The 19,535-nt window shown below is 72.6% G+C and carries 18 protein-coding genes; 11 read left to right on the forward strand and 7 right to left on the reverse strand.

The window, feature by feature from the left end:
- Positions 1 to 339: 339 nt before the first annotated feature.
- Positions 340 to 867 carry a hypothetical protein gene (locus tag ACFYUS_RS07395; protein WP_388846870.1) on the forward strand — a complete coding sequence of 176 codons (528 nt, stop codon included), beginning with the start codon at positions 340 to 342 and terminating at the stop codon, positions 865 to 867.
- Positions 868 to 978: 111 nt separating this feature from the next.
- Here ACFYUS_RS07395 and ACFYUS_RS07400 read toward each other — a convergent pair whose 3' ends face one another.
- The 3 genes from ACFYUS_RS07400 to ACFYUS_RS07410 all read right to left on the reverse strand — a co-directional run bounded on the left by ACFYUS_RS07400 (position 979) and on the right by ACFYUS_RS07410 (position 3,258).
- The gene (locus ACFYUS_RS07400) at positions 979 to 1,533 is read right to left on the reverse strand and encodes a hypothetical protein (RefSeq protein WP_388846872.1); all 555 of its coding nucleotides are present in this window, start codon (positions 1,531 to 1,533) and stop codon (positions 979 to 981) included.
- Between the two features lie 163 nt (positions 1,534 to 1,696).
- Complete coding sequence (locus ACFYUS_RS07405; protein WP_388846874.1) at positions 1,697 to 2,461, reverse strand: hypothetical protein; 765 nt, start codon at positions 2,459 to 2,461, stop codon at positions 1,697 to 1,699.
- A gap of 50 nt (positions 2,462 to 2,511) precedes the next feature.
- Positions 2,512 to 3,258 carry a hypothetical protein gene (locus ACFYUS_RS07410; RefSeq protein WP_388846876.1) on the reverse strand — a complete coding sequence of 249 codons (747 nt, stop codon included), beginning with the start codon at positions 3,256 to 3,258 and terminating at the stop codon, positions 2,512 to 2,514.
- 545 nt (positions 3,259 to 3,803) lie between these two features.
- On the opposite strand from ACFYUS_RS07410, the gene ACFYUS_RS07415 reads away from it, so the two are divergent.
- Together ACFYUS_RS07415 and ACFYUS_RS07420 are read left to right on the forward strand one after the other, a co-directional pair.
- Entirely contained in the window at positions 3,804 to 4,616 is an 813-nt protein-coding gene (locus ACFYUS_RS07415) for an SAM-dependent methyltransferase (RefSeq protein ID WP_388846878.1), read from the forward strand.
- Positions 4,613 to 6,778: a putative bifunctional diguanylate cyclase/phosphodiesterase gene (locus ACFYUS_RS07420; protein ID WP_388846880.1), complete on the forward strand. Its 2,166-nt coding sequence runs from the start codon at positions 4,613 to 4,615 to the stop codon at positions 6,776 to 6,778. The genes ACFYUS_RS07415 and ACFYUS_RS07420 overlap by 4 nt, the downstream gene beginning before the upstream one ends.
- Positions 6,779 to 6,845: 67 nt before the next feature.
- Here ACFYUS_RS07420 and ACFYUS_RS07425 read toward each other — a convergent pair whose 3' ends face one another.
- Entirely contained in the window at positions 6,846 to 7,724 is an 879-nt protein-coding gene (locus ACFYUS_RS07425; RefSeq protein ID WP_388846882.1) for a LysR family transcriptional regulator, read from the reverse strand.
- Between the two features lie 96 nt (positions 7,725 to 7,820).
- Here ACFYUS_RS07425 and ACFYUS_RS07430 point away from each other — a divergent pair, with 96 nt between their 5' ends.
- The 5 genes from ACFYUS_RS07430 (at position 7,821) to ACFYUS_RS07450 (ending at position 12,754) form a co-directional block, all read left to right on the forward strand.
- Positions 7,821 to 8,546: a succinate dehydrogenase gene (locus tag ACFYUS_RS07430; RefSeq protein ID WP_388846884.1), complete on the forward strand. Its 726-nt coding sequence runs from the start codon at positions 7,821 to 7,823 to the stop codon at positions 8,544 to 8,546.
- A 1-nt stretch (position 8,547) separates the two neighbouring features.
- Positions 8,548 to 10,488 carry a fumarate reductase/succinate dehydrogenase flavoprotein subunit gene (locus tag ACFYUS_RS07435; RefSeq protein WP_388846886.1) on the forward strand — a complete coding sequence of 647 codons (1,941 nt, stop codon included), beginning with the start codon at positions 8,548 to 8,550 and terminating at the stop codon, positions 10,486 to 10,488.
- Complete coding sequence (locus tag ACFYUS_RS07440; RefSeq protein WP_388846888.1) at positions 10,485 to 11,234, forward strand: succinate dehydrogenase/fumarate reductase iron-sulfur subunit; 750 nt, start codon at positions 10,485 to 10,487, stop codon at positions 11,232 to 11,234. The genes ACFYUS_RS07435 and ACFYUS_RS07440 overlap by 4 nt, the downstream gene beginning before the upstream one ends.
- A gap of 290 nt (positions 11,235 to 11,524) precedes the next feature.
- Positions 11,525 to 11,905 carry a tyrosinase cofactor gene (locus tag ACFYUS_RS07445; protein WP_388846890.1) on the forward strand — a complete coding sequence of 127 codons (381 nt, stop codon included), beginning with the start codon at positions 11,525 to 11,527 and terminating at the stop codon, positions 11,903 to 11,905.
- A 21-nt stretch (positions 11,906 to 11,926) separates the two neighbouring features.
- On the forward strand, positions 11,927 to 12,754 hold the full coding sequence (locus ACFYUS_RS07450; protein WP_388846892.1) for a tyrosinase family protein: 828 nt from the start codon (positions 11,927 to 11,929) through the stop codon (positions 12,752 to 12,754).
- A gap of 16 nt (positions 12,755 to 12,770) precedes the next feature.
- Here the strand turns inward: ACFYUS_RS07450 and ACFYUS_RS07455 are convergent, their stop codons facing one another.
- Both ACFYUS_RS07455 and ACFYUS_RS07460 read right to left on the reverse strand, forming a co-directional pair.
- Positions 12,771 to 15,137, reverse strand: coding sequence for an ATP-binding cassette domain-containing protein (locus ACFYUS_RS07455; RefSeq protein ID WP_388846894.1), 2,367 nt, complete (start codon positions 15,135 to 15,137; stop codon positions 12,771 to 12,773).
- A gap of 51 nt (positions 15,138 to 15,188) precedes the next feature.
- Positions 15,189 to 16,208 (reverse strand): MsnO8 family LLM class oxidoreductase, encoded by a 1,020-nt coding sequence (locus tag ACFYUS_RS07460; protein ID WP_388846896.1) that lies wholly within the window; start codon positions 16,206 to 16,208, stop codon positions 15,189 to 15,191.
- A 72-nt stretch (positions 16,209 to 16,280) separates the two neighbouring features.
- On the opposite strand from ACFYUS_RS07460, the gene ACFYUS_RS07465 reads away from it, so the two are divergent.
- Entirely contained in the window at positions 16,281 to 16,769 is a 489-nt protein-coding gene (locus ACFYUS_RS07465; RefSeq protein WP_388846898.1) for a hypothetical protein, read from the forward strand.
- 35 nt (positions 16,770 to 16,804) lie between these two features.
- Here the strand turns inward: ACFYUS_RS07465 and ACFYUS_RS07470 are convergent, their stop codons facing one another.
- Positions 16,805 to 17,020, reverse strand: coding sequence for a dodecin (locus tag ACFYUS_RS07470; protein WP_388846900.1), 216 nt, complete (start codon positions 17,018 to 17,020; stop codon positions 16,805 to 16,807).
- 278 nt (positions 17,021 to 17,298) lie between these two features.
- Between ACFYUS_RS07470 and ACFYUS_RS07475 the strand changes: the two genes are divergently transcribed.
- Positions 17,299 to 18,549 (forward strand): extracellular solute-binding protein, encoded by a 1,251-nt coding sequence (locus tag ACFYUS_RS07475; RefSeq protein ID WP_388846902.1) that lies wholly within the window; start codon positions 17,299 to 17,301, stop codon positions 18,547 to 18,549.
- Between the two features lie 138 nt (positions 18,550 to 18,687).
- Entirely contained in the window at positions 18,688 to 19,524 is an 837-nt protein-coding gene (locus ACFYUS_RS07480) for a GNAT family N-acetyltransferase (RefSeq protein WP_388846904.1), read from the forward strand.
- Positions 19,525 to 19,535: the final 11 nt, after the last annotated feature.

Raw genomic sequence — 19,535 nt, forward strand, 5'->3', positions numbered from 1 at the left:
CGAACGGGTGGGGGCCGCCGCCGGACGGGTGCCCGGGGCCCGGCGCGCCGTCGTGCGACGGCGGGCGACGGGGGAGCGGGGGCGCGGTGCGCGTCTCCGAGGCAGGCGGGTGACAGACCTGCTGACCCATCCGAGTAATCGTCAGATAAGCACCCTGGGAAGCTGTGACCTGCGGTTCCGTCGCTTCAGGAGGTCCCGTCCCCGGCGTGTCGCCTCACCGGGGTGGCCCAGTGCCGACATGCACGGCCCGCACCGGCTTGTGATGGTTCGTCATGGAAGGCGTACTCGTCGAAACTTCCGGAGCACCGCTTCGGGGCGCTTTCCACTGGAGGTTCAACCATGCGTGCTGCACGCACTCTGGCGGTGACGGCGACCGCGATCGCGGCGCTCGGACTCGCGGCCCCCCTCGCCACCGCCACCAACGGGCCCAGCAGCGTGACGGTCAGCCCCTTCCAGACCGCGCGGGGCGGAGACAACTCCAACGGCGTCACCGTGTCCCCCTTCGCGGTCCACCAGGGCGCGCTCCTCACGATCACCGTCCGGGGCTGCTCCGGTGGCACGGTCACGTCCAACGCCTTCGCGACGGTCACGCTCCCCGCCGCCGTCAACGGGGTGTCCACCGCCACCGCGCGCATCTTCGACAACGCCACGCCCGGCCAGTACAACCTGGCCGTCCAGTGCGGCGGCCGTACGCTCACCCAGTCGTTCCGGGTCCTGGCCGGCCAGGGCGCGCAGGGCGGTCTCGGCGGCTCCATGGCCCCCAGCTCCACCGAGATGGCCGTCGGCGGCAGCCTCGTCGCCGCCGCCGCGCTCGGCGGCGGACTCTTCATCGCCCGTCGCCGCCGCGTGACCGGCGCGGGAGTCTGACCGGCCGAACCTCCCGGTCGGCCCGCGGTGCCCGTCGCCCCCGAGTCCCTGCCAGGGCCCGGGGGCGACGGGCGTCCGGGGACGCCGCGCACCGCGCCGGTCCGGGCGTCCTCAGTGGCGCCGGCCGGCACCGGAGCGGCGGCGGACCACGTACACGGCGCCGGCCGCCGCGGCCAGGACCAGCGCCCCGCCGGCGGCGAGTTCGGTGGAGCTGGGGGCCATGGAGCCGCCGAGACCGCCCTGCACCCCGCGCGGGGGAGTGAGGATCGTGGCGCTGATGGTCGGGGTGGCGGTGGGGGTGCCGCTGATCGTGAGGGCGACGGTGTCCTGCACGCCGCCGGTGCAGTTGAACAGCACCGTGTAGACGGCACCGCGCTTGGCGTCCGCGTCCACCGTGGCGGTCACCGTCGCACCCGGTGCGATCGTGGCGGTGTCGAAGATGCCGGCCGAGGCCGTCGCCGTACTCGCGCAGCCGGGGGCGCTCAGCGTCACCCGGCCGCCCGGGGCGACGACCGACGGCGACACGACGAAATCGCCCGGTGCCTTGGCCCCGGGCGCTCGCGGGCCGGCCGCGGGAGCACCGTCCGCCGCGAGGGCGGCGGGGGCGGCCAGGGCGAGGGCGGCCGCCACCGACAGGGCAGTGGATGCGGCACGTATCGCGCGCATGGTGAATCCTCCGGGTCCCGAGGGGCAGCCGCGGAAGGGGGTTCCCGCGAAGGACCGTGCACCTCGCTGCCCGAAACGCTAGGAGCGCCCTACCACAGCCGCGATCCCAGACGTGCGAATGGGGCACCGATGTCCCCCGGGTGGCCCACTCGCACGCGCCGGTTCACCGCGTGAGCTGCGGGAACAGATCGGTGAACGGCGCGGCGGTGGCCGAGATGCCCCGGCCGAACGGCGCGTCGAAGTCCCAGATGAGGAACAGCAGGAAGGCGATCAGGACGCTGAAGAGGCCGGCGAGCAGCAACTCCCGGCCGGTCCTGCGGATCTGCAGCGTGAAGATCAGGCCGACCGTCACCAGGGCCCCGATGATCAGGCCGAACCAGACCACCCCCGGCATCGTCTCGCCCGCGCTCTGCCCGCGGGCCCCCCGGGCGTCGTCGGCGGCGGCCACCTGGTCCACGAGCGGCTGGTACGCCTGGCCCTCGAAGTCGTTGGCCGGCTGGTAGTCGGTGACGCTGCGCCGCACCTTCTCCAGGAGCGCGGTGCCCTCGTCGCTGAGCTCGCCCGTCTCGGACATGTGCGTCCACTCGTCGTTGACCACGTACGAGACGTAGGCGTCGACGTCGGCGCGGATCCGGGCGCGGACCGCCGGCGGGTACACCTCGGCGCGCGCCGAGATCTCGTGCATCGCCTGGGCCTCCTGCCGCACGGTCTCCTGAGCGGCCCCGCGGGCCTCCCAGACGCCGGCGATGGCCAGACCGAGGACGATCGCGTAGATCACGCCGATCATCATCGTCATGTACTCGATGACGTCCGGGGTCTCGCTGGGGTCGTCGTCCTCGGGGATCCGGCGGTTGTTGATGACGACGATGGTGAGCACGACGGCGCAGGCGGCGGCCATCGCGAGGGAGAGAACAAGCCATTCGGACATGGATTCCTCCGGCGGGATTCAGAGGGTCGGTGGACGGGTGGGACGGCGGGTCACTTGGACCGGGGGCGCAGGATCGCCGTCGCGAGCACGGCGGGGGCGGTGATCATCAGCGTCGCCGTGACGACGGAGGTGCCCCCCTGCTTCTTGGTGTGCGTCGCCGGGCGGTAGCTGGGCAGCGCCACGGGAGCGGGAGGCGCCGGGTGGGGCCGCACCGTGGGCGGCGGCGTCGGGGGCGGGGGAGGCGGCGGAGCGGGCGCGGGCTCCGGCGGCCTCGTGGTCGGAGGCGCGGGGGACGGCGGCTCCGGGCGGGGTACGGGCCGGGTGGTCGGCGGCTTCGGCGTGGGCCGGGGCCTGGGCGGCTCCGGCCTCGGCTTCGGCGGCGGTGTGGGGGACGGTGTGGGCTTCGGGGGCCGGGGCGTCGGCGTCGGGGACGGCGTGGGCGTCGGCGTGGGAGTGGGCGTGGGTGACGGGCAGGGCGGGGGCGGCTCGGGGTGACAGGGCTTCGGGTGGTGGTGGTGCTCGTGGCCCTTGCCCTTCCCCTCGCCGTGGGGCTCGTGGCCCTTGCCGTGGCCGTGGCCGGGGTGGTCCTTGCCCTTGTCCTTTCCTTCGCCGTTCCCGTCCCTCCGGTCGTCGTCGTGGTGGCCGCCGCCGGCGACCGCCACCGCGATCAGCGAACCGTCCGAATCGGTCGAGGCATAGGCGCAGGCGTCGGCGGCGGCGGGCACCGGTGCGGCGAGCAGCCACACGAGTCCGAGGGCCGCCAGCGGCCGCGCGAGGAGTGATCCGTACAGAGACACGCCGTCGAGCTTGATCACATCGGCGGCGCGCCGGGGCGGAATCGCTTGGGATTCGCCGGATGGAGCGCATCTCCGGGGGTAGGGACTTGACGTTTCGCCAGGCGTGTGAGGCGGATTCGGCGCAATGCCCGGTATTGCCGGGACCGCTGATTTCCCGAAGGGTGGCCGAGACGACCCGTTCAGGCCTCCGGGGCGAGATCTGTCCGGTTGTCGCCCTGTCGGAGAGAACGGCCGGCAGGGCATCCTGCACCGGCGACGGGGCCCCGGCAACGGCAACAGCCGAGGTACGGAAGGGCCCCTGGGGCTCCACCGGGCGCGAGCGGCACCGGTCCGGGAACCGACGCACGATCATATGCACGTGAATTTGCACAGCCTGAAGGCGTGAACTCTGCGTTCCAAGAGCACGTGCCAATGGCGTGTGACCAAGAACGGACCGCGAATTTCCGTTTCTACTCGCCCTCTCGGCGGGCGATCAGTAGCCTCACCTCGAACACCGGCCGCGCACGCATGGCCGCATCCCCCATGGCGACTTGTTGGAGACATCGATGGAGCGTCCCGCCTGGGCCCCGCCCGGTATCGACATCTCGGTACCGAGCGTGTCCCGTATGTATGACTTCTATCTGGGCGGCTCGCACAATTTCGAAGTGGACCGGGAAGCGGCGCGCAAGGCCATGGAGTTCATGCCTGGCCTGCCCAAGGTCATGCAGGCGAACCGTGCCTTCATGCGGCGCGCCGTCCGCCACGCCGTCGACAACGACGTCACCCAGTTCCTCGACATCGGCTCCGGCATACCCACCTTCGGCAACGTGCACGAGGTCGCCCGGGCCGCGGACCCCGCCGCCCGGGTCGTCTACGTCGACCACGACCCCGTCGCCGTGGCCCACAGCCGCGCCGTCCTGGAGGGCGACGACGGCGCGGCCGTCCTCGCCGCCGACCTGCGCAAGCCGGCCGACATCCTGTACAGCCCCGAGGTGACCCGGCTCCTCGACCTGGAGCGGCCGGTCGCCCTGCTCCTCGTCGCCGTGCTGCACTTCCTGGAGGACCAGGACCGGCCGCACGAAGCCGTCGCCGAACTGATCGACGCCCTCGCCCCCGGCAGCCTCGTCATCCTCACCCACGCCTCGTACGAGGGCATCCCGCTCCCCGAGGAGCGGGCCGGAGGCGCCGTCGGGGTCTACCGCACCATCCGCAACCCCCTGGTGATGCGGTCGGGCGACGAGATCGCCCGCTTCTTCGAGGGCACCGAACTGGTCGAGCCCGGACTCGTCCCGATGCCGCTCTGGCGCCCGGACAATCCGGCCGAGGAGGAGGATCCGTACGCCTTCTCCGGGTTCGCAGGGGTGGGGCGCAAGGCGTGAAGGTCCCGTCGCAGCCGTCCGGCGCCCTCGCCGAAGCCGACGGCCCGGAGGACAGACTCAGGCGGTTCGTCACCATCTGGAGCCGCGCGATCTTCCCGGTGACCGCCACCTCGCTGACCCGTTCCGAGTTCGAGGGGCATCTGCTGCCGCTGGCCCGCACCCTGTGCGACGCCCTGCACGCCCGCCCCTTCGACACGGCACCGGCCCAGCGCACCGGAGCGGCCCTCGTCGCCGCCCACTGCACCGACCCGGACGCGCTCGGCCGCAGCCTCGGCGTCGTCGACTCGTACCTGGTCCTCTACTGCGGTACGGAGTCCGACCTCGCGGCCGAGGAGCTGCGCGCCCGCTGCGCCCGGCTCCAGCACGCCATGGCCACCGGCTACGCGCAGGCGCTGCGCGAGCGGACCCTCACCGAGCAGGAGGCCATCGCCCGCTCCGCGCTCGCCGCCCGCACCGCCGCCGAGATCGCCCTGCACGCCACCGAGAGCCGCTTCCGCGCGGTCTTCGACGGGGCGGCGATCGGCATCGGCATCGCCGACCTCGACGGCAACGTCCTGGAGGTCAACGACACCCTCACCCGCATGTTCGGCGGGATGGAGGGGCCGCTGCGCAGCCGGAAGGTCAGCGAGTGGGTGCACCCGGAGGACGGGCCGCACGTCTGGAAGCTGTACGAGGAGCTGGTCCGGGGCGAGCGCGAGCACTACCGCGTCGAGAAGCCGTACTACCGGGGCGACGGAACGGTTCTGTGGACCAACCTCACCGTCTCGCTCCTCCGCGACGCCGAAGGCCGCCCCCAGTACCAGCTGGCCCTCATGGAGGACACCACCGAACGGCGCCTGCTCCATCTGCGCCTGCGGTACGAGGCCACCCACGACGCGCTCACCGGACTCCCCAACCGGACCCTGTTCTTCGAACGCCTGGAGAAGGCGCTCGCCCCCGGCGAGAACGCCCGCTTCGGCCTCTGCTACCTCGACCTCGACGGCTTCAAGGTCATCAACGACAGCCTCGGCCACTCCGCAGGCGACCGGCTGCTCGTCGAGGTCGCCGACCGGCTCCAGAGCTGCGTCACCGGGGCGGGCGAGATGGTGGCCCGGCTCGGCGGCGACGAGTTCGTCGCCCTCACCACCGCCCCCGGCGGCGAGCGGGACGTCACCGAGCTCGCCGACCGGATCCTCGCCGCCCTCGCCACGCCGCTGCGCATCGACGGCCGCGAACTCACCGTCCGCGGCAGCCTCGGCCTGGTCGAGGGCCCGGCGGGGGAGCGGACCCCGGCCGAGGTGCTCCGCAGCGCGGACATCACCATGTACCGGGCCAAGTCGGCGGGTGGCAACCGCTTCGAGCTCGCCGACCCGGAGGCCGACGCCCGCGCCATCACCCGGCACGGGCTCACCACCGCCCTGCCGACCGCCCTGGAGCGCGGCGAGTTCTTCATCGAGTACCAGCCGCTCGTCCACCTCGACGACGGCAGCGTGCACGGCGCGGAGGCCCTCGTCCGGTGGTGCCACCCGCAGCACGGCGTGCTCGGCCCGGACCGCTTCATCCCGCTCGCCGAGGACACCGGCCTCATCGTCCCGCTCGGCCGCTGGGTGCTCCAGGAGGCCGTGCGCCAGGCCCGCTTCTGGCAGACCCGGCACTCCGACGGCGGCCCCCTGCGGATCAACGTCAACCTCTCCCCGACACAGCTCCACCACCCCCGCCTGGTCGCCGACACGGTCGACGTCCTGGAGCGCTCCGGCCTCGAACCGGGCGCACTGTGCCTGGAGGTGACCGAATCGGCCCTGATAGGCGCCGACGAGGACCTGCTGAAGCCGCTCCGGCAGCTCGCCGAGATGGGCGTGGACATCGCCCTCGACGACTTCGGCACCGGCTACTCGAACCTGGCCAACCTGCGGCGGCTGCCGGTGAGCGTCCTCAAGCTCGACCGCTCCTTCACCCGGGGCATGCAGCAGCACCCGGTGGACCCGGTCGACCTCAAGATCGTCGAGGGGATCGTCTCCCTGGCCCACAGCCTCGAACTCGCCGTCACCGTCGAAGGCGTCGAAACCGCCGCCCAGGCCCGCCAACTCCGCGACCTCGGCTGCGACACGGCCCAAGGCTGGTACTACGCCCGCCCCGGTGCCCCGGACCGCATCCACTCCCTGGTCCTGGCGGACGCGGTGTAGCGCCCACCCACCGCCCGTGCGGGCGATCGTCCCGCCGTGCGGCCGATCGCCCGCGACGAGGGGCGGGTCAGGTGCGGCGCAGCAGCAGGCGCTGGAGTTCGCGGGCCGCTCGCGGTGGCGCCACGTCGCTGCGGTGGGCCAGGGCGATGGTGCGGCGCAGGCCCGGCCGGGCCAGGGCGGTCACCCGCAGGTCGCGGCCGGCGCGGGCCGCGACCATCGCGGGTACGACCGCGAGCCCGAGCCCGGCCCGTACGAAACCGAGCACCGCGTCGAGCTCTCCGCCCTCGACGGTGAAGGTGGGCTCGAAGCCCTCGGCGCGGCAGGCCGCCACGGTCAGTTCCCGCAGGTCGTAGCCGTGCCGGAACATGACGAGGGGCTGGTCCCGGAGGTCCTTGATCCGCACCGGCCGGCGGGGGGCCGGCTCCGAGGCGGCGGAGACCACCACCAGGTCCTCCCGGAGCAGCTCGACCGTGGTCAGGGCGGGGGAGGGGGTGGGGAGGGGGAGGACGACCAGGGCGAGGTCGAGCGCGCCGCGCGCCAGTTCCCGTACGAGATCGTGCGAGCCGCCCTCCTCGATCAGGAGCTCGATCCCCGGGTGCAGGTCGTGGAAGGACCGCAGCACGTCCGGGAGGAGCCCCGTGCACAGGCTCGGCGTCGCGCCGAGCCGCACCCGGCCCCGCTTGAGCTGGGCCAGCTCCTGCACCTCCAGGCGGGCCGTCTCCGTGTCGGCGAGGATCCGGCGCGCGAGCGGCAGCAGGGCCTCGCCCGCGTCGGTGAGGGTGATGTTCCCCCGGGCGCGGCTGAACAGCTCCGCGCCCAACTCCTGTTCCAGGGCCTTGATCTGCTGGGAGAGCGAGGGCTGCGAGACGTGGACGCGCTCGGCGGCCCGGGTGAAGTGCCGGGTCTCGGCCACGGCGACGAAGTAGAGGAGCTGCTGGAACTGCATGCTCCCAGCGTAGAGGACATCGATAGAGACGTCCTATCGAGATCAGCCGGACCATGTCTTGGACCTCTCGGGGCCTTCGGCCCTAGCGTCGAGGACATGGCTCTGGCACCCACGAGGGACCGGACGGCCGCCCGCCCGCCGTCCCCCACACCCTCCCGCGGATTCTGGTCGTCGACCCTCGGCAAGAAGACGGTCATGGCCGTCAGCGGGCTCATCATGCTCGGCTACCTCGTCGCCCACGTCGCGGGCAACCTCAAGGTCTTCTTCGGCCCCGAGGAGTTCAACGCCTACGGCCACTGGCTGCGCGTCATGGGCGCCCCCGTCCTGCACCACCACTGGGCCCTCTGGATCGTCCGGATCGTGCTCCTCGCCGCCGTCGTCGCCCACGCGGTCTCCGCGTACCAGCTCAGCCGGCGCGATCTGAAGGCCCGCCCCACCGCGTACGTCCACCGCCGCAAGCGCTCCTCGTACGCCACCCGCACCATGCGCTGGGGCGGGATCATCCTCGGCCTCTTCATCGTCTGGCACGTCCTCGACCTGACCACCGGCACCGTCCACCCCGGCGGCTTCGAGGAGGGCAAGCCCTACCAGAACGTCGTCGACACCTTCTCCACCTGGTACGGCGACGTCGTCTACATCACCGCCATGCTCGCCCTCGGCCTCCACGTCCGGCACGGCTTCTGGAGCGCCGCCCAGACCCTGGGCGTCGGCAACGCCCGCCGCGAGCGCCTCCTGAAGGTCCTCGCCAACGCCCTCGCGCTCGTCCTGACCGCGGGCTTCGTCTCCGTCCCCGTCGCCGTCATGACCGGAGTGGTGAGCTGACATGAGCCATCTCGAATACGCCGTCGGTGAGCCGATCGCCGACACCAAGGCGCCCGCCGGGCCCATCGCCGAGCGCTGGGACACCCGCCGCTTCCAGGCGAAGCTGGTCAACCCCGCCAACCGGCGCAAGCACCGGATCATCGTCGTCGGCACCGGCCTCGCCGGCGGCTCCGCCGGCGCCACCCTCGCCGAACAGGGCTACCACGTCGTCCAGTTCTGCTTCCAGGACTCCCCGCGCCGCGCCCACTCCATCGCCGCCCAGGGCGGCATCAACGCCGCCAAGAACTACCGCAACGACGGCGACTCCATCCACCGCCTCTTCTACGACACCGTCAAGGGCGGCGACTTCCGGGCCCGCGAGTCCAACGTCCACCGCCTCGCCCAGATCTCCGTCGAGATCATCGACCAGTGCGTCGCCCAGGGCGTCCCCTTCGCCCGCGAGTACGGCGGCCTCCTCGACACCCGCTCCTTCGGCGGCGTCCAGGTCTCCCGCACCTTCTACGCCCGCGGCCAGACCGGCCAGCAGCTCCTCCTCGGCGCCTACCAGGCGCTGTCCCGGCAGATCGCCGCCGGCAACGTCGAGATGCACGCCCGTACGGAGATGCTCGACCTGATCGTCGTCGACGGGCGGGCCCGCGGCATCGTCGCCCGCGACCTGATCACGGGCGAGATCTCCCCCCACTACGCCGACGCGGTCGTCCTCGCCAGCGGCGGCTACGGCAACGTCTTCTACCTGTCGACGAACGCCATGAACTCCAACGCCACGGCCGTCTGGCGGGCCCACCGGCGCGGCGCGTACTTCGCCAACCCCTGCTTCACCCAGATCCACCCCACCTGCATCCCGCGCACCGGCGACCACCAGTCCAAGCTGACCCTGATGAGCGAGTCGCTGCGCAACGACGGCCGCATCTGGGTCCCGAAGGCGAAGGGCGACGCGCGGCCCGCCGCCGAGATCCCCGAGGACGAGCGCGACTACTACCTGGAGCGGATCTACCCCTCCTTCGGCAACCTCGTCCCCCGCGACATCGCCTCCCGCGCGGCGAAGAACGTCTGCGACGAGGGGCGGGGCGTCGGGCCCGGCGGGCAGGGGGTCTACCTGGACTTCGCCGACGCCATCCGGCGGATGGGCCGCAAGGCCGTCGAGGAGAAGTACGGCAACCTCTTCGACATGTACGCGCGGATCACCGCCGAGAACCCGTACGAGGTCCCCATGCGGATCTACCCCGCCGTCCACTACACGATGGGCGGCCTCTGGGTCGACTACGACCTCCAGACCACCGTCCCCGGCCTCTTCGCCATCGGCGAGGCCAACTTCTCCGACCACGGGGCCAATCGGCTCGGTGCCTCCGCCCTCATGCAGGGTCTCGCCGACGGCTACTTCGTCCTGCCGGCCACCGTCAACGACTACCTGGCCCGCCATCCGGCCGGCGAACCCGTCACCGACGACCACCCGGCGGTCCGCGAGGTCCTCGCCGAGACCGAGGACCGCCTGAACCTCCTGCTCTCCGTCGACGGCGACCGCACCCCCGACTCCTTCCACCGCGAACTCGGCGAACTCATGTGGGAGTACTGCGGCATGGCCCGCACCGAGGAGGGCCTGACCGAGGCCCTGCGCCGCATCCCCGAGATCCGCGAGGAGTTCTGGCGACGCATCAAGGTCCCCGGCACCGGCGAGGAGTTCAACCAGTCCCTGGAGAAGGCCAACCGGATCGTCGACTACCTGGAGCTCGCCGAGCTCATGTGCCTCGACGCCCTCCACCGCGCCGAGTCCTGCGGCGGCCACTTCCGCGAGGAGTCCCAGACCCCCGACGGCGAAGCGGCCCGCCACGACGAGGAGTTCGCGTACGCCGCGGCCTGGGAGTTCACCGGGGCCGCCCCCGTCCTCCACAAGGAGGACCTCACCTTCGAGTACGTCCACCCCACCCAGCGGAGCTACGCATGAGGCTCACCCTGCGCGTCTGGCGCCAGCAGAACGCCGACGCACCCGGCGCCATGTCCACCTACGACGTGGGCGGCATCTCCGCCGACATGTCGTTCCTGGAGATGCTCGACACCCTCAACGAAGAGCTCATCCTGCGCGGCGAGGACCCCGTGGCCTTCGACCACGACTGCCGCGAGGGCATCTGCGGCGCGTGCAGCCTCGTCATCAACGGCGACGCGCACGGGCCGGAGCGCACCACGACCTGCCAGCTCCACATGCGGTCCTTCCGCGACGGCGACACGATCGACGTCGAACCGTGGCGCGCGTCCGCGTTCCCCGTCGTCAAGGACCTGGTGGTCGACCGCTCCGCCTTCGACCGGGTCATCCAGGCCGGCGGCTACATCACCGCGCCCACGGGCGCCGCCCCCGAGGCCCACGCGACGCCCGTCCCGAAGGCCGACGCGGACTCGGCCTTCGAGCACGCCGAGTGCATCGGCTGCGGGGCGTGCGTGGCGGCCTGCCCGAACGGCTCGGCGATGCTCTTCACCTCCGCCAAGGTCAACCACCTGAACGTCCTGCCCCAGGGCTCCCCGGAGCGCGAGACCCGGGTCCTGGACATGGTGGCCCAGATGGACGCCGAGGGCTTCGGAGGCTGCACCCTGACGGGCGAGTGCGCGACCGCCTGCCCGAAGGGCATCCCGCTCCCGTCGATCACGGCGATGAACAGGGAGTGGCTGCGGGCCCGGAGGAAGGCTCCCCGCGGCTGACCGGATTCCGGACAGTCTGGCGGCGTGGGCTCCGCCACTCCGCGCACCCCGCGACCGAAGATCCTTCACGGAACGATCACCCTCTCCGTAGGATCTTCGCTCCGGGGTGCTCCTGTGCGCCGAGACAGCAAGATCAACTCCGTTCAAACCTGTACTTACCGTGGCAACTTGTCCACTTCGCGGCCAACCCGCCGCCGGGAATTTCTGGCGCGCCGACACCCCCGGGTACTGATGGGAACCGCCGGGGGGACATGACCGACCCCCCGGTCGCATCGACCACTGGGGGACTCATGTCCAGCATCACCCGCCGCCGGGCCCTCGGCGTCGCGGCCGGCGCGGCAGGCGTCGCCGCGGGCCTCGCCCTGGCCGGCCAGGCCGCCGCCGCTCCCGGGCCCGCCGTTCCCACGGCCGGCCCCGTCTCGTTCGACGAGGTCTACCAGGGCCGCCGCATCAAGGGCGGCCCGTCGCACGGCGGCCATCATGGCGGCCACCACGCGGGCGGCTACTCCGTCACGATCGACGGCGAGGAACTGCACGTCATGCAGAACGCCGACGGCACCTGGATCAGCGTGATCAACCACTACGAGCCCGTCGCCACGCCCAGGGCGGTGGCCCGCGCGGCCGTCCGCGAACTCCAGGGCGCCCCGCTCGTTCCGCTCACCCCCGCCTGACCGATCCAGGAGCGCACCACCATGACCGTACGCAAGAACCAGGCCACCCTCACCGCCGACGAGAAGCGGCGCTTCGTGAACGCCCTCCTGGAGCTCAAGCGCTCCGGGCGGTACGACGCCTTCGTCACCACGCACAACGCCTTCATCATGAGCGACACGGACGGCGGCGACCGGGTCGGCCACCGCTCGCCCTCGTTCCTGCCCTGGCACCGCCGCTTCCTCATACAGTTCGAGGAGGCGCTGCAGTCCGTGGACCCGGCCGTCACCCTCTCGTACTGGGACTGGACGGCCGACCGCACCTCCCGCGCCTCGCTCTGGGCACCCGACTTCCTCGGCGGCACCGGCCGGGTCCGGGACGGCCAGGTGACGGACGGCCCGTTCGCCCGCTCCGGGAACCGCTGGACGGTCAACGTCCGCGTCGACGGGCGCGACTACCTCCGGCGCGACCTGGGCGCCGGCGGCCGCCAGCTGCCCACCCGCGCCGAGGTGGACTCCGTGCTCGCCATGGAGACCTACGACACGGCCCCCTGGAACAGCTCGTCGGACGGCTTCCGCAACCATCTGGAGGGCTGGCGCGGAGTGAACCTCCACAACCGCGTCCACGTCTGGGTCGGCGGCCAGATGGCCACCGGGGTCTCCCCGAACGACCCCGTGTTCTGGCTGCACCACGCCTTCGTGGACAAGCTGTGGGCCGACTGGCAGGCCCGCCACCCCCGGTCGACGTATCTGCCGACCGCCGGCACCGCGAACGTCGTCGACCTCGGCGACACCATGCGGCCGTGGAACGACGTGACCCCGGCGGACATGCTGGACCACACCCGCCACTACACCTTCGACACGGCCGCCTGACCCCGGGCCCCGGGGCTCAGCGCGGCTCGCCGGACCCCAGGGCCCGGGCCAGATACGGCGCGGTGCGGCTCTCCGCCGCCCGCGCCACCTGGTCCGGGGGACCCGCCGCCACCACGCGGCCGCCCTGGTCGCCGCCGCCGGGGCCGAGGTCGACGACCCAGTCGGCAGTGGCGACGACGTCCATGTCGTGCTCGACGACGACCACCGAGTGCCCGGCGTCCACGAGGCCGTGGAGCTGGCGCATCAGGACCTCCACGTCGGCCGGGTGCAGCCCGGTCGTCGGCTCGTCCAGGACGTAGAGGGTGTGGGCGCCGCGCGGCCGCTGGAGCTCCGAGGCGAGCTTGATGCGCTGCGCCTCCCCGCCGGAGAGCTCGGTGGCGGGCTGACCGAGCCGCAGATAGCCGAGGCCCACGTCCAGGAGGGTGCGCAGGCTCCGGGCGGCGGCGGGGGTGTCGGCGAAGAACGCGGCGGCGGATTCGACGGTCAGGTCGAGGACCTCGGCGATGGTGAGGCCGCGCAGCCGCACCTGGAGGGTCTCCGGGTTGTAGCGGGCGCCGTGGCAGTCGGGGCAGGGGGCGTACGTGCTGGGCAGGAAGAGGAGTTCCACCGAGACGAAGCCCTCGCCCTGGCAGGTCTCGCAGCGGCCGCCGGGCACGTTGAAGGAGAACCGGCCGGCCTTGTACCCGCGGGCCCCGGCCTCCTCGGTCTCCGTGAAGAGCTTGCGCACGACGTCGAACAGACCGGTGTACGTGGCCAGGTTGGAGCGCGGCGTACGGCCGATCGGACGCTGATCCACCGTCACCATCCGCCCCACTCCGGGGATTTCATCGGTCAGCGCATCGACGAGCGTCGACTTGCCGGAGCCCGACACACCCGTCACGGCCGTGAGGACGCCGACCGGGAAGGCCGTGTCCACCGCCCGCAGGTTGTGCCGGGTGACCGGCCCCGGCCGCAGCCAGCCCGCCGGTTCCCGCACCGCCCGCGCGGGCGCGGGCGCCCGGTCGAAGAGGAAGCGCCGGGTCGCGGACGCCTCGACGCCGGCCAGTTCGTCGGGCGGTCCGCTGTGCAGCACCCGCCCGCCGTGCACACCGGCGCGCGGGCCGACGTCCACGAGCCAGTCGGCGTGCCGGACGACGTCGAGGTGGTGCTCGACGACGAAGACCGAGTTCCCGGCGGCCTTGAGCCGGTCGAGGACCACGAGCAGGGCCTCGGTGTCGGCCGGGTGCAGCCCGGCGGACGGCTCGTCGAGGACGTACACCACGCCGAAGAGACCGGAGCGCAGCTGGGTGGCGAGCCGCAGCCGCTGGAGCTCGCCGTTGGAGAGCGTGGGGGTGGCCCGGTCCAGAGCGAGATAGCCGAGGCCCAGCTCGGTGACCGTGGCGATCCGGGCGACGAGGTCCTCGGTGAGGACCCGCGCCGCCTCCGAGACGTCCGCCGTCGCCGCCGCGGTCGCCAGGAGACCGGACAGCGCCGTGAGCGGCAGCGCGGCGAGCTCGGCGACGTTCCGGCCGGCGAAGGTGACCGCGAGCGCCTCGGGCCGCAGCCGGCCGCCGCCGCAGGCCGGACAGGGCGCGCTGGTGAGGAAGCGCTCCGCCTTCGCCCGCAGGGTCGGGCTCTTCGAGTCGGAGAAGGTGCGCAGCACATGGCGGCGCGCGCTCATGTACGTTCCCTGGTACGGGCGTTGGATGCGGTTCGCCTCCCGCACCGGGTGCACGGTCACGACCGGCTGCTCGTCCGTGAACAGGATCCACTCGCGGTCCTTCGCGGCGAGCTCCCGCCACGGCCGGTCGACGTCGTACCCCAGGGTGTCGAGGACGTCCCGCAGGTTCTTCCCCTGCCAGGCACCCGGCCAGGCGGCGATCGCGCCCTCACGGATCGACAGGTCCGCGTCGGGCACGAGGAGTTCCTCGCTCGTGTCGTGGATCAACCCGAGGCCGTGGCACGAAGGGCACGCGCCCGCCGCCGTGTTGGGGGAGAAGGCGTCGGAGTCGAGCCGCTCCGCCCCCTCCGGATAGTCCCCTGCCCGCGAGAACAGCATCCGCAGGGAGTTGGAGAGGGTGGTCACCGTACCGACGGAGGAGCGGGCGTTCGGCGAGGACCTGCGCTGCTCCAGGGAGACCGCCGGCGGCAGCCCGGTGATCTCCCCGACCGCGGGCGCCCCCACCTGGTGGATGAGCCGCCGCGCGTACGGGGCCACCGACTCGAAGTAGCGGCGCTGGGCCTCGGCGTAGATCGTCCCGAACGCCAGCGACGACTTGCCGGACCCGGAGACCCCGGTGAACACGACGAGCGCGTCGCGCGGGATGTCGACGTCGACTCCGGCGAGATTGTGCTCACGGGCGCCTCGGACGCGGACATAGGGATCATGAGGGGTGTCGTGCATGGGGCGACCCTATCGAATGCTCCCTGTTTGCCCCCGTTCGCTCCCCGGCCGTCAGGAGGCGGGCGCCGTGAGGCCGACCGCCCGGGCGAGACGACGGTACGACTCGCTCAGCGCCGCCCGGTCGTACGTGCTCGTGGTGACCAGGACCTCCTGCGCCCCGGTCTCCTTCACCGCCCGCTCCAGCGCCTCGGCCACCTGCTCCTCCGTGCCGTGCACATGCCCGGCGAGCCCCGACTCGTAGAAGCCGCGCTGCTTCTCCGTCATCGGCAGCCCCTCGATCCGCTCGGGCGCGGCGAGCGGCGGGAAGACGCCGCGGGTGCGCGAGTACGCGAGGGACCAGGCCTCCGGCATCAGCAGCCGTCGCGCCTCCGCCCCGGTGGCGGCCACCACGACCGTCCCGGCGACGGCCACGTACGGCTCGGCGGCCCACGGGGACGGGCGGAAGGCCGTGCGGTACGCGTCGACGGCCTTCAGCAGCCGGTCCCGGCCGCGCAGGTCGCCGATGACCAGGGGCAGCCCCGCCGCCGCGGCGATCCCGGCGCCCTCCCCGGTCGCCAGGACGAAGGGCGGCACCCTCAGCCCCTCGGCGGGACGGGCGTGCACCTGCGGGTGGGCCGTCTGATCGCCGGTGAACCATCCGAGGAGCTCGGCGAGCTGCTCCCCGAACCGGTCGGCGTCCTCTTCGGCCCCGCCGAGGGCCCGGCGGACGCCGTCCGTGAAGCCCACCGAACGGCCGACCCCCATGTCGATCCGGCCGGGGAAGAGGGATTCGAGCACACCGAACTGCTCGGCCACGACCAGCGGCCGGTGGTTCGGGAGCATCACCCCTCCCGTACCGACCCGGATCGTGGAGGTCGCGGCGGCGACGGCTGCCGCGAGCACCGTGGGCGCCGAACCGGCGACCCCGGGCACGCCGTGGTGCTCCGACACCCAGAAGCGGTGGTAGCCGAGGGCCTCCGCCTCCCGGGCGAGGCGCACGGTGGCGCGCAGCGCCTGCGAGGTGTCCTCGCCCTCCCGGGTGCGGGAGCGGTCGAGGACGGAGAAGCGGATGCCGTCGGGGAAGGTGCTCACGGTGACTTCAACGGGTGGGGCCGTAGGGGATTCCCGGAGAGGGGGCCGGGGGCTCCTCCTAGGCTGGGGCGCGTGACATCGGACAACAGGCCCCTGGCCGTCTTCGACCTCGACAACACGCTGGCCGCCACCGCGCACCGCCAGCACTTCCTGGAGCGCAGGCCCAAGGACTGGGACGCGTTCTTCGCGGCGGCGCCCGACGATCCGCCGTTGGAGGAGGGCGTCGCGCTGTGCCGCGAGGCGGCCGAGGAGTGCGAGGTGGTCTACCTCACCGGGCGGCCCGAGCGCTGCCGCCGTTCGACCGTGGAGTGGCTGGCCGGGCAGGGGCTCCCGGAGGGGCCCGTCCACATGCGTCGCCACCGCGACTTCCGGCCGGCCCGGGTGACCAAGGTGGAGATCCTGCGCCGGCTCGCCGCCGACCGGGCGGTCAGGATGCTGGTCGACGACGACCCGGCGGTGTGCGACGCGGCGGAGGCGGCGGGCTTCCACGTCGTACGGGCCCGCTGGGCGGAGCCCTCCGAGGCGCTGAGGGAGGCTCAGGAGAAGGAGGGCCGCACCTGACGCCGACCGGACCGGGTCGGTCCGCGCCGTCCGGGTCAGTCTCCGTCCTCCAGCCGGAAGCCGACCTTCAGACCGACCTGGTAGTGCTCGATCGCGCCGTCGACGAGGTGGCCGCGCATCTGCGTCACCTCGAACCAGTCCAGTCCCCGCAGGGTCTGTGAGGCGCGCTCGATGCCGTTGCGGATGGCCTGGTCGATGCCCTCCGTGGAGGTGCCGACGATCTCGGTGACGCGGTAGGTGTGATTCGACATGGGGGCCGGACTCCTCTCGGTGCGTTCCCTCCACGGTGCCCCAGGGCGCGTCGGCGCGCGACACGACGGGGGCCGGGCGACCCGCGAGTAACTACCGACGGTAAGGACGAGGGGCGTCCCCTCGGGCGCGGAACGGATTCGTCAAGGACTTGACCATCCCGTTGGTCCAGACCAGAATCCAGGCCACATACCCGCGCGAACACCCCGTTCGGTCCCCCCATGTCGGGTCAGCCCCCCCATGCGCACGACTCTGTGCTGAACCGCAGAAGGTGACCTCCGTGAAGAACCGTCATCTCGCCGGCCCCCTGGCCGCCGCCACCGCGCTCGCCCTCGCGGGCTGCGGACTGCTCCCCGGTGGCGACGGCGGGACGAAGACCGTGAACATCTGGCTCATGCGGGACAGCGTCAGCGAGGACTTCCTCTCGCGCTTCACCGAGGAGTACGAGAAGGAGCACGACGGCGTCGAGCTCGAGTTCACCATCCAGGAGTGGACCGGCATCGGGAAGAAGGTCACCGAGGCGATCCAGGGCTCCGGCGGCCCCGACGTCATCGAGGTCGGCAACACCCAGGTCGCCCAGTACGCCGACACCGACAAGCTGTTCGACCTCACCCTGGAGTCGGTCCGCGACCTCGGCCGCGAGGACTGGCTGCCCGGTCTCGCCGAGCCCGGCAGCATCTCCGGATCCCAGTACGGCATCCCCTGGTACGCGGCCAACCGCATCGTCATCTACAACAAGGACCTGTTCGAGGAAGCCGGCATCGACAAGCCGCCGGCCACCCGCGACGAGTGGCTCGACGACACCGAGAAGCTCGACAAGGACGGCTCCCAGGGCATCTACCTCGCCGGACAGGACTGGTACACCCTCGCCGGCTTCGTCTGGGACGAGGGCGGCGAACTCGCCGTCGACAGGGGCGGCCAGTGGACCGGCGCGCTCGACAGCCCGGCCGCCCAGCGCGGCATGGCCTTCTACAAGAAGCTCCAGGCCCTCGGCCGCGGCCCCAAGAACGCCGACGAGCAGACCCCGCCGCAGGCCGACGTCTTCGCCAAGGGCGATGTCGCCCAGCTCATCGCCACGCCCAGCGCCGTCGCCGCCATCCTCAAGGCCAACCCGGACCTCAAGGACGGGCTCGGCTACTTCCCGATACCCGGCAAGAAGGCCGATCAGCCCTGCGTCGTCTTCACCGGCGGCTCCGACCTCATCATCCCTGAGAACGCCCCCGACCGCGGCGCGGCCCTCGACGTCGTCAAGGCGCTCGCCGGCGAGAAGTGGCAGTCCGAACTCGCCCGCACCATGGGCTACGTGCCCAACAAGAAGAGCCTCGCCTCCGTCGTCGCCGGCCAGGAGGCCACCGCCGTCATGGCGAAGGCCGCCGCACGCGGCCGCGCCACCCCGAACTCCCCGCAGTGGGCGGACGTCGAGGCCGACAACCCCATCAAGCCGTACATGACGGCCGTCCTCCAGGGCAAGGACCCCGTCAAGGCCGCCGAGAAGGCCTCGGCCGCGATCACGGACACCCTCGCCGAATAGCATTCAGCGTTCGCACACCCACGAGCCCCCGGGCCGTCATGTCGAATCCAGCCGGCGACGGGAGAAGTAGGGAGCCGGGCCACCGCGCACGAGGCCCGGCCCCGCCCCTTCCCCTTCCGTCCGCCGGAGGAGCCCGCCATGTCCGCACCGACGCGCACGCTCGCCGTCCCCGCACAGCCCCAGGCCGTCTCCGCACCGCCCCTGGCCGTCCCCGGGCAGCCCCAGGGCCCGGCCGAGCAGCCCACCCCCCGGTACGTCGTCGGTCTCGCCCGGGACCAGGAGGACGTACGGGCCGCCCAGCGGCTGCGCCACCAGGTCTTCGCCGGGGAGATGGGCGCCCTGCTCGACGGGCCCGAGCCCGGCCTGGACGGCGACGCCTTCGACGCGTACTGCGACCACCTCCTGGTACGGGAGGAGAGCACCGGCGAGGTCGTCGGCACCTACCGGATCCTGCCGCCCGACCGGGCAGCCGTCGCCGGACGCCTCTACTCCGAGAGCGAGTTCGACCTCACCCGCCTCGCCCCCGTCCGGCACGACCTGGTGGAGGTCGGCCGCTCCTGCGTCCACCCCGCCCACCGCAACGGCGCCGTGATCGCCCTCATCTGGGCCGGACTCGCCCGCTACATGACCCGCACCGGCCACAACTGGCTCGCCGGCTGCTGCTCGATCCCGCTCGCCGACGGCGGCACCCTCGCCGCCGCCACCTGGGACACCGTCAAGGACAAGCACCTCGCCCCCGAGGAGTACTGGGTCACCCCGCACAAGCTGTGGAGCCCCGCCGGCGTCACCCGCCCCGAGGGCCGCACCGAACTCCCGCCGCTGCTCCGCGGCTACCTGCGGCTCGGCGCCTGGGTCTGCGGCGCCCCCGCGCACGACCCCGACTTCGGCACCGCCGACCTCTACGTCCTGCTCTCGCTGCGCCGCACCAACCCGCGCTACCTCAACCACTTCCTCTCGCTCGTCCCGGCGCGGTGACCGGGACCACG

This window comes from Streptomyces sp. NPDC004284, from assembly GCF_042874035.1.
Classification (GTDB): Bacteria; Actinomycetota; Actinomycetes; order Streptomycetales; family Streptomycetaceae; genus Streptomyces.

Excerpts from the sequence above, each read along its gene's own strand:
- ACFYUS_RS07395 (WP_388846870.1), top strand. The coding sequence starts at position 340 with ATGCGTGCTGCACGCACTCTGGCGGTGACGGCGACCGCGATCGCGGCG.
- ACFYUS_RS07400 (WP_388846872.1), bottom strand. The coding sequence starts at position 1,533 with ATGCGCGCGATACGTGCCGCATCCACTGCCCTGTCGGTGGCGGCCGCC.
- ACFYUS_RS07405 (WP_388846874.1), bottom strand. The coding sequence starts at position 2,461 with ATGTCCGAATGGCTTGTTCTCTCCCTCGCGATGGCCGCCGCCTGCGCC.
- ACFYUS_RS07415 (WP_388846878.1), top strand. The coding sequence starts at position 3,804 with ATGGAGCGTCCCGCCTGGGCCCCGCCCGGTATCGACATCTCGGTACCG.
- ACFYUS_RS07425 (WP_388846882.1), bottom strand. The coding sequence starts at position 7,724 with ATGCAGTTCCAGCAGCTCCTCTACTTCGTCGCCGTGGCCGAGACCCGG.
- ACFYUS_RS07430 (WP_388846884.1), top strand. The coding sequence starts at position 7,821 with ATGGCTCTGGCACCCACGAGGGACCGGACGGCCGCCCGCCCGCCGTCC.
- ACFYUS_RS07435 (WP_388846886.1), top strand. The coding sequence starts at position 8,548 with ATGAGCCATCTCGAATACGCCGTCGGTGAGCCGATCGCCGACACCAAG.
- ACFYUS_RS07440 (WP_388846888.1), top strand. The coding sequence starts at position 10,485 with ATGAGGCTCACCCTGCGCGTCTGGCGCCAGCAGAACGCCGACGCACCC.
- ACFYUS_RS07445 (WP_388846890.1), top strand. The coding sequence starts at position 11,525 with ATGTCCAGCATCACCCGCCGCCGGGCCCTCGGCGTCGCGGCCGGCGCG.
- ACFYUS_RS07450 (WP_388846892.1), top strand. The coding sequence starts at position 11,927 with ATGACCGTACGCAAGAACCAGGCCACCCTCACCGCCGACGAGAAGCGG.
- ACFYUS_RS07455 (WP_388846894.1), bottom strand. The coding sequence starts at position 15,137 with ATGCACGACACCCCTCATGATCCCTATGTCCGCGTCCGAGGCGCCCGT.
- ACFYUS_RS07470 (WP_388846900.1), bottom strand. The coding sequence starts at position 17,020 with ATGTCGAATCACACCTACCGCGTCACCGAGATCGTCGGCACCTCCACG.
- ACFYUS_RS07480 (WP_388846904.1), top strand. The coding sequence starts at position 18,688 with ATGTCCGCACCGACGCGCACGCTCGCCGTCCCCGCACAGCCCCAGGCC.